Source organism: Achromobacter dolens, assembly GCF_902859745.1.
In the GTDB taxonomy this organism is placed as follows: domain Bacteria; phylum Pseudomonadota; class Gammaproteobacteria; order Burkholderiales; family Burkholderiaceae_B; genus Achromobacter; species Achromobacter dolens.
Genome location: NZ_CADIJW010000108.1, coordinates 1 through 1,331 on the forward strand (window position 1 = coordinate 1; position 1,331 = coordinate 1,331).

Sequence of the window (1,331 nt, forward strand, 5' to 3'; positions counted from 1 at the left end):
TGACCCGTCCTGCCCTAGGTTGACACCTACGGGACGGTATCCGTAGCGATTACGGACTGAGCACCCGATGAACTTCATCGGGTGTTTTGCATTGTAGGGACAGATGTGGGCGCTCGGTGTTGTAGATCTGGACAGACTGCCTGACCATGAGCCTGGCTTGGGCCAGATCAGCGGGTCTTTGGAGCAACAGCTCTCCCTTCAGGATGCCGTTGACCCGCTCGGCCAAGGCATTCTGGTAGCAGTCGTAGCCGTCGGTCATCGAGCAACGGATGCCATGGCGGGCGTGCAGGCGCTGGTAGTACGTCGAGCAGTACTGGATGCCTCGATCCGAGTGGTGCACCAACGGCTGACTCGAGCGCCGCGAGCGCAACGCCATCTCCAGCGCGCGGCGCACCCCTTCGGTCTGCAGATTCTCGGCCACGTGGTAGCCCACGATCTTGCGCGAGTAGGCATCGGTCACCAGGCTCAAGTAGGTGCACCGCTGGTCGGTCGGCAGGTAGGTGATGTCCGCCACCCAGACCTGCTCGGGGCCGGTCGCCACCACCTGGCCTTGACCCGCCTTGAGCAGGTTCGGGTGGCGCCGGAAGCGGTGATGGCTGTCCGTGGTCTTGTGATACGCCCGGCGCGGTCTGACCAGCATCCGGGCGCTGCGCAGGATGTCGAACAGCGCATCGCGCCCGGCCTTGATCCCCGCCTCGCGCAGCGGCTGGCGCAGCACGTGATGTAGCTTACGCGTACCCAACTTCGGTTGCCGGACCCGCAACGCCGTCACCATCGACACCACCTGGCAAGCCTGCTGCTGGCGCTCTCGCTCCCTGTGCCTGCCCTTGTAATAGGCCTGGCGGCTGTGCCCCATGTAGCGGCAAGCCCTTGCCACGCTCAACCCTTGGACGAGCTTTTGCGTGAGGACTTGCCCGAAGGCTTTTTTACGACGCGCACCCCGTAGTCTTTCTCCAGCACGTTGACCACGGCCTCGAACAACTGCGCCTTCTCGCGCGCCTCCTTGAGCTGAACCTCCAGCTCCTTGATCCGCTGCTCGGGCGTGAGTCCCTTGCCCTGACGATCCATATCCACTCCTCTGACCGTCGGCAAGCTCCAGCCACTCCAGCCCGGGCGACCATGCTTGCGCAGCCACACCAGCACCGTCGACCGGCCTTGGATCCCGTAGCGACGCTGCGCCTCTTTGTACGTCAGCTCGCCTTTTTCCACCTGCTCGACCACCGACAGTTTAAAAGCCAGGCTGTAATCCCGCTGGGTTCGCTTGATCCTTGATTCCAATTGACTCTCCTTTTTTCTCTCAAAAAGGTGTCAACCAAATTCAGGACGGGTCA

General features: G+C 62.4%; 1 protein-coding gene. It reads right to left on the reverse strand.

Annotation, left to right across the window (positions count from 1 at the left end):
- Positions 1-49: 49 nt before the first annotated feature.
- Positions 50-1,278, reverse strand: a protein-coding gene (locus HV783_RS29295; RefSeq protein WP_197487112.1) for an IS3 family transposase whose coding sequence is annotated in 2 segments (ribosomal slippage) — positions 50-928 and positions 931-1,278 — 1,227 coding nt in all. Because the reading frame shifts where the segments join, the coding sequence is not laid out codon by codon here.
- Between the last annotated feature and the right edge of the window lie 53 nt (positions 1,279-1,331).